We start from the raw sequence: 7759 nt of genomic DNA on the forward strand, positions 1-7759 counted from the left end.
GGGCTCCGCCCCGGACCCCGCTCCTCAAGCGCCGGAGGGGCTGGATGGTGCGCCCGGAGGGGGCGGATGGCGCGCCCGGAGGGGCTGGGGTGCACGTAACGCCGGAGCGGTCCGCCGGCTGGAGCCGGCGGACCGCTGTCGGGAGCAACGTGGTCAGCTGACCACCTTCAGCTTGGCCAGCTTCGACCAGCCGAGGCTGTCCACCTTGGCGAACAGGTTCTTGATGTTGGTCGGGTTCAGCTTGATGCAGCCGTTGGAGTAGTAGTCGTTCGGGTTGCTGTTGGTCCACTTCTCGGACTCGATCGAGCCCTGCCTGCCGTTCGGCTTCATCTCGCTGTGGATGAACAGCGCGTCGCGCTTGGTGCCGTTGTGGCACTTCTTGTCGGAGATCTTGATGACGTAGCCGTTGATGACGCCGTCGAAGTTCTTCCGGTGGAACTCGATCTTGTAGTCGCCGTTGGGCAGCCAGCCCTTGTTGCGGGCACAGGTGTTGGTGTTGACACCCGAGCCGGCCTTGTACTTCCTGATGACCTTGTCGGGGCCGGAGACGCTCTGCATCAGATAGAGCCGGGAATTGGTCACCGTGCTCTTGTCGAACTTCAGGTAGTACTTCGCGGCCGCCGCGGAGGTCGCCGCGGAGTCCGTCGGACGGGCCTGGGCCGTGGTCGTCGCCGCGGCCGTCAGGCCGCCGACGAGAGCCATGGAGAGCGCGGCGGTGGCGAATTGTGCGCGAAACCTCATGAGTGTTCCCCGTTGTGGTGTCGAAGGGCCCGGCGGTCTTGCTCGGGCTGCGACAGAGCATTGCGGGGCGTGGACGGGCCGGGCAACGGCCTCCGCTGTCCCGGACAGACGCCACCCTGTCCGGGCTGTTCAGAGCCTGTCCGGATTCCTGTCCGGCCCTTGTCCGGGAGACCGAGAGCCTCCGGCGTGCGGCCGGAGGCTCTCGGGCGATGAGGGTATGGATAGCATTTCCGTAGCCGAAAATCGGCGCGACGGTTGGCGTCAGTTTTCCAGTTGGTGCCGGTGGGCATTTCCGCCGACGACACCGCCGCCCGCTCCAGGCATCCGCGCGTGCCCTTTCCCTGGACCCCGTTCAGCGCCTGATGCCCTTTCCGGCACACCGGGTGGGCGCGCTGGCGCATTGCCGCATTCGCGAGCGGCAACGGCACTCGTCCTCGGGGCCGCGGGCGCGGCGCAGGCCGGTCCGCGCACATTGATCAGGCCGCGCCGGGCAAGCCAAGCCCGGCGGGGCCGCCCGCTTGTCCGGAGATCTGTCGGTAGGGTGATTTGCCCTACGGTGAGGGCCAGGCGGAGGGGGATGCTGTGGAGATCGAGTTGGCTGACGCGGTGGCGGCGGTGCGGGATGAGCTGCTGGAGGCCGCGAGGCGTGGTGCGGGGCCGGATCTGGCGTTCAAGGTCGGGCCGGTGGAGCTGGAGTTCGCCGTCGAGTTGCGGGCCGATGCGAAGGCGAAGGCCGGGTTCAAGGCGTGGGTGGTGAGCGCGGACGCGGAGGCGGGGGTGGCGCGGGCTCGTACCCATCGGGTGACGGTGTCGCTGACCCCGCAGCGTCCGGACGGCGGGCGATCTGCTCGTCCACGGGGATGCTTCCCGGCCGGAAGGGCCGGGCGACGTGAGCGGGCGTTTCCCGGACTGACCCGACAACCGCACAACAAGCTGGGGGCAAGAGGTGGATCGGGCGCGTGTGGTAAAACGTGGAGAGCGGCCGGCCGGGATCGGGATACGTGATCGCGGGGCGCCTGGTGCTGACCAGCGCCCACGTCGTACCCGAACCCGGCCACACGGTACGGCTGTTCCGGCCGGGTGAGGGAGGAACCTGGGACGGCAGGGTGGTGTGGCGGGGCACCCCGGGCGGACGGGACGACGCCGCCCTGGTCCGGGTCGACGACCCGTCCTGGGCCGGGCCACGGCAGCCGATCAGGTGGGGGCGTACGGTGACCCACCGGCCGGGCACGGCGTGTGAGACCTGGGGTGTCGCGGATCTGGTGCAGCGGCCGGGGCGGGCAACGGACGCCGTGCAGCCCTCGGGCACGCTCAACCCCGGCGACCGGTTCGCCGGGAACCGCTACGTGATGAGCCTGGCGCAGCATCCGCCGGAGCCGGTGGGCGAGGGTGCCTCGCCGTGGGGCGGGATGTCGGGGGCGGCGCTGTTCTGCGGTGATCTGCTGGCCGGGGTCATCGCCGCCGACCCCGCCGGACGCGCCCACGCCCACCTCGAAGCGGTCCCCGCCTACGTACTTCTGCACGACCCCGGCTTCCGCGCCGCGCTGACCGATCACGCACCGGAGGTCGGTACGGCGCTCGAACCGGTGGAGTGGCAGCACCTCACGGAACCCGCGGCGGCCACCCGCCTGATGAACTCCCCGGCCGCCCTGCTCCAGGCCCGCCGACAGATCGTCCCGTTCCGCGGCCGAACCACGCTCCTTGCTGACCTCGACACCTGGGCGGGGGAGGACGGCTTCGCAGCCCGGCTCTTGCACGGACCTGGCGGCCAGGGCAAGACGCGGCTGGCCCAGCACCTCGCCGACACCCTCACTGCGGGCGGCTGGACCGCGTTGTGGCTTCGCGCGGACGCCTCTGCGGACAAGCTGGCGGAGCTGTCGGCCGCAGCCGTCCCGCTTCTGGTCGTCGTCGATTACGCGGAGACCCGCGCCGCGCAGCTTCTGGCACTGCTGGAAGCGGCCGCCCAGCACAGCGGCGAGAGTGCGTTCAAGATGCTGCTGCTCGCCCGTACCGCCGGTGACTGGTGGAACGACCTGCACGCCGCCAGCACCGCCGCCGAAGACCTCCTCGACGGCACCGGAACCATCCTGCTCCCGGCCCTCGAACCCGAGCCCGACGCTTCCCGCACCGCGGCATACCACCAGGCCGTCGACAGCTACGCCGCTCACCTGCCGCATGTGCGTAGCTGGCAGCACCATGACTGGCCCGCCCTGGCCGCTCGCCTCACCGTCGGCACTCCTGAGGGGTTGGACCGGCCCGGCCTGGACACCGCCCTGACCCTGCATATGACCGCACTCGCCGACCTCCTCGACGCCACCACGGACACCGCCCCTGCGGGCACCACCGTCGAGGACCGGTTGCTGGTCCACGAACGCCGCTACTGGACCACCACCGCCGCTGCCCACCACCTCAACCCGGGTCTTGCCTTCGCGACCCTTACCGACGCGCTGGCCGCCGCCCACCTCCTCGGCGCCGACACCGACGACCAAGCCGATGCCCTCCTGCGCCACGTCCCCGCCCTCGCCGACCAGACCACCGACCGCATCCATGCGGTACGCCGCTGGATCGCCGCCCTCTACCCCGCACCCACTCCCGGCCTCCCCTGGGGCATGCTCCAACCCGACCGCCTCGCCGAGTACTTCACCGGCCGCCACCTCCTCCAGAACCCGGCCTTGGCCCACCACCTCGCCCCCACGGCCACCGAAGCCCAGGCCACCCGCCTCCTGACCCTCTACACCCGCGCCGCGGCCCACCCCGCCCTGTGCCACCAACTCGCCCCTCACCTCACGACTCTCTGCACCGATCACGCCCTCACCCTGACCGGACCCGCAATCGACGTCGCCACCCAAACTGAACACCCCGGGCCCCTCGCCGACGCCCTCCACCACATCACAGACAACCCCGCCACCTCGCCAAACCATCTCCAGGCCCTTGCCGACCGATTGCCCCACACCAGCTACAACCTCGCCCCGTACGCAGCCCACCTCACCCAACGCCTCACCGAATATCACCGCACCCGCGCCGACCACGACCCCGCCCACCTGCCAGACCTCGCCGCCAGCCTGAACAACTTCTCCAACCGTCTGGCTGCCCTGGGGCGGCGGGAGGAGGCGCTGGTGGCTATCGGTGAGGCGGTGGAGATCCGGCGTGAGCTGGCCCGGGCGCAGCCCGATGACTTCCGGCCCCGTCTCGCTCTGAGCCTGAACAATCTCGCTATCCGGCTGGGCGAGCTGGGGCGGCAGGAGGAGGCGCTGGAGGCTATCGGTGAGGCGGTGGAGATCCGGCGCGAGCTGGTCCAGGGGCGGCCCGATCCCTTCCGGCCCCATTTTGCTAGCAGCCTGAATAACCTCGCTATCTGGCTGGCTGCCCTGGGGCGGCGGGAGGAGGCGCTGGAGGCTATCGGTGAGGCGCTGGAGATCCGGCGTGAGCTGGCCCGGGATCGGCCCGATGCTTTCCGGCCCGACCTCGCTGGCCACTTGAACAACCTCTCCAACCGGCTGGGTGAGGTGGGGCGGCGGGAAGAGGCGCTGGAGGCCATTCGGGAGGCGGTGGAGGTGTACCGCGAGCTGGTCCGGGATCGGCCGGATGCTTTCCGGCCCGATCTCGCTGGCAGCCTGAACAACCTCTCCAGTCGGCTGGCCGATCTGGGGCGGCGGGAGGAGGCGCTGGAGGCGATCGGTGAAGCAGTGGAGATCCGGCGTGAGCTGGCCCGGACCCGGCCTGAGGCCTTTCGGCCGGACCTCGCTATGAGCCTGAGCAACCTCTCCATCAGTCTAGCCGGTCTGGGGCGGCGGGAGGAGGCGCTGGCAGCGATCCGGGAGGCGGTGGCCATCCGGCGCGAGCTGGTTCAGGCCCGGCCCGAGGTCCACCAATCTGAACTGGAGAAGTCGCTGGGAGTATTGGAGTGGTTGGAGGAATCTATCGGTTGAGCCCGTGTGGTTAGGGCCGAGGGTAGAGAGCCAGGTAACGCCGGGGGTGGCTGCGCGGTGCACCGCCGCCTGGGGGGCCCGCGGGCGGTGAGCGACATCCGTACCCACTCAGCGTGGCGAAACGGGCGGGCGCGGCAGCCCCATCCACTCGGCCGCGCCCGCGTGCGAAAGGCGCAACCACCCCCCACCTCGTCGTAGCGTCATCCCCGTCAGCCCAACCGGGCGTCGCGGGCGAGGAGTTGGATATGGACGTACACGACACGGCCAAGCGGCTGCGGGCTATCGGCGATGAGCTGTCGGACCGCTTCTACGAGCGGGCCGACGTCGTGCGGACGCTGATCGTCACGCTGCTGGCCGGGCAGCACTCGCTGGTGCTCGGGCCGCCCGGGACCGCGAAGTCCGAGATGGCGCGGGAGCTGACGGGGCGGGTCGAGGGGGCGGCGTACTGGGAGATCCTGCTGTCGAAGTTCACCGCGCCGACGCGGATGTTCGGCCCCATCGACGTCGCCGCGCTCGCCCGGGGCGAGTATCGCCAGGTATACGACGGGCGCGCCACGACCGCGCACATCGCGTTCATCGACGAGATCTTCAAGTGCTCCACGGCCGCGCTCAACGAGACGCTGGGGTATCTCAACGAGCGGATCTACCACCCCGAGAGCGGCGGCGAGCCGATCCGTTGTCCGCTGATCGGGGCCATCACGGCGAGCAACGAGTTGCCCGGTGGGGAGGATACGGCCGCGATCTACGACCGGCTGCTGGTGCGGATCGAGGTCGGGTATCTGGCGGATAAGTCCAACTTCACCGCGCTCGTGCGGTCCGCCGTCAGCCGTCCGGCGGCGCCGGAGCGGACGACGGTCGAGCTGGCCGCGTTGCAGCACGCCGTGGCCGAGGAGGTCCCGGCCGTGGCGTACCCGACGCGATCGTGGACGCGGTGTGCACGTTGCGGGCCGCCCTGCGGCGCAAGGAACTCGTCGCCTCCGACCGCCGCTGGCGGCAGGCGGTGGGGCTGTTGCAGGCGTCCGCGTACCTCGACGGCCGTACGGAGGTCGGCGAGGCCGATCTGTCGGTGCTGACGCACGTGCTGTGGGATTCGCCCGCGCAGCGCCCGACCGTCGAGCGCGAGGTGCTGCACCTGGTCAACCCCGACGCCAAGGAGGCGCTCGACCTGGCCGACACCATCGAGGAGCTGGAGGCCCAGCTCGACGCCATGGCCGGGCAGTCCCGCGAGGCACTGAGCGAGTGGGTCATCAAGAAGGCCCACAACCAGCTCGCCATGGCGGGCAAGCGGCTGGAGAAGCTGCGCGAGGACGCGGCGCGAGCCGGGCGCTCGACCGCAGCCATCGACCGGGTCACCGGCCGCCAGCGTGCTGTCCGCGCCCGCGTCCTCACCGAGGCGCTCGGCATGGACGCGAACATCGTGCAGGCCCAGCCGTGAGCAGCCTCGACGAGCTGGCGCAGCTCGGCGGGACGTGGCTGGCCCGGTCCGCCGCCGCGCCCCGGCGGCACACCGGGGCCGTGGTCGCGGATCGGTTCGACCGTGTCACGTGGCGCGATACGTACGAGCAGTCGGCCGGGCTGCGGGAGGTGGCGGAGGAGCTGAGCGCGCGCTACGCGTACGTCGCCGACCTGTTGGCCGATGTGTTCCTCGCCGCGTACAAGGTCGGCCCGCGGGTGCGGGAGCCGGAGGAGATGGACCCTTCGCGGATGGTCAATCACCAGGTCATCACCGTGCTGGTGGAGTCACGGCAGTTCGCCGAGCTGCATCGGGAGACGGCCGGTGATCCGTACGCCGCGGCCATGGCCGTACTCGCCCAGGCCGGCGCGCTGCGCGGGATGCTGGAGCGGTTGCGGGGGGCCCAGGAGCGGGGTGAGCGGGCGGGGGAGGCTCAGCGGGACGCCGAGGGCGCGGCGGGTGCGGTGGGTGAGGCGCTTCAGCAGGCCGCCGATGAGGGTGGCGCCGTGCCCGACTCGGCCGCCGACGCCGTACGGCGGGCCATCGGCGCCGCCGAAGCCGCCGAGGCCGCGGCGCGGCAGGCCGCCGAGGGTGCCGCGCAGGCGCTTGCCGCGGCGGCTCCCGGCATCCGCGCTGCCGCGCGGAACGCGGCCGCGAAGGCCGCCGGGGCCGTACGGGAGGAGGGCGCGTTGATGCGGGCGTGGGGGGTTGGGGGCGGTGAGCTGGAACGGATGCCGTTCGACCAGCGCGCCCGGCTCGCCGAACGGCTGCGCACCGGCCGTCTCGCCCGGTGGGCCGAACTGATCGGCCGCTTCCGGCAGATGGCCGCTGGTGAGCGTGCCCGCAAGGTGGAGAACGCCAGCGGGGAACTGGTCGGCGTCACGCTCGGCGACGACCTCTCCCGTGTGATCCCCTCCGAGCTGGCCAACCTCGGACTGCCCGAGCTGCGCGCGGTGTTCGCCGCGCGCTACGCCGCCGGGGAGCTGATGCTGTACGACAGTGAGGGGGAGCAGGCCACCGGGCAGGGGGCCATCGTGGCGTGCGTGGACACTTCGCACTCCATGTACGAGGCCGGGCCGGGTGGGGTTACGCGGGAGGCGTGGGCCAAGGGGTGCGCCTTGGCGCTGCTGGATCAGGCCCGTGCGACGGGGCGTGATTTTGTGGGGATCTTGTTTTCCGCGGCGGACAAGGTGCGGGTCTTTCGCTTTCCGGCCGGGCAGCCTGCCGGTGTCGATGGGGTGCTCGACTTCGCGGAGACGTTTCTGGGGGGCGGGACCAGCTATCAGGCGCCGTTGTCGGTGGCGCGTGAGGTGCTGGAGGAGGAGTTCAACGATGCCGCGCGGAGGCGGGGTGACATCGTGATGATCACCGATGACGAGTGCGGGGTCACGGAGGAGTGGATGCGGGGGTGGAACGACGCGAAGCGGGTGCTGGGGTTTCGGGTTTTTGGTGTGGCGGTGGGGGCGGTGCGGGCCGTTGAGGCGGGGTCGGTGCTGGAGGCGTTGTGCGACAACCTTCGCGTGGTGGAGGACCTTGGGGATGTGCATGCGGCGGCGGATCTGTTTCGCGTGATCTAGGGCGGGGGCCTTTCCCCACCCCGCCCCTTCCCGAACCGGGGCTCTGCCCCGGCCCCCGC

General features: G+C 71.2%; 4 protein-coding genes and 1 pseudogene. 4 read left to right on the plus strand and 1 reads right to left on the minus strand.

The window, feature by feature from the left end:
* Window positions 1–153 precede the first annotated feature (153 nt).
* A complete protein-coding gene (locus SSOG_RS34405) occupies window positions 154–741 on the minus strand; it encodes a L,D-transpeptidase (RefSeq protein WP_009718882.1) in 588 nt (195 codons plus the stop codon).
* 582 nt (window positions 742–1323) lie between these two features.
* On the opposite strand from SSOG_RS34405, the gene SSOG_RS49285 reads away from it, so the two are divergent.
* From SSOG_RS49285 to SSOG_RS34420, 4 genes and pseudogenes are all read left to right on the plus strand, one after another.
* Complete coding sequence (locus tag SSOG_RS49285) at window positions 1324–1746, plus strand: trypco2 family protein (RefSeq protein ID WP_009718883.1); 423 nt, start codon at window positions 1324–1326, stop codon at window positions 1744–1746.
* On the plus strand, window positions 1743–4670 hold the full coding sequence (locus SSOG_RS34410; protein ID WP_245606440.1) for a tetratricopeptide repeat-containing serine protease family protein: 2928 nt from the start codon (window positions 1743–1745) through the stop codon (window positions 4668–4670). The genes SSOG_RS49285 and SSOG_RS34410 overlap by 4 nt, the downstream gene beginning before the upstream one ends.
* 245 nt (window positions 4671–4915) lie before the next feature.
* A pseudogene (locus SSOG_RS34415) lies at window positions 4916–6105 on the plus strand (AAA family ATPase).
* On the plus strand, window positions 6102–7700 hold the full coding sequence (locus SSOG_RS34420; RefSeq protein ID WP_009718886.1) for a VWA domain-containing protein: 1599 nt from the start codon (window positions 6102–6104) through the stop codon (window positions 7698–7700). Before SSOG_RS34415 ends, SSOG_RS34420 begins: the two are co-directional and overlap by 4 nt.
* Window positions 7701–7759 lie beyond the last annotated feature (59 nt).

It is taken from the genome of Streptomyces himastatinicus ATCC 53653, assembly GCF_000158915.1.
GTDB lineage: Bacteria > Actinomycetota > Actinomycetes > Streptomycetales > Streptomycetaceae > Streptomyces > Streptomyces himastatinicus.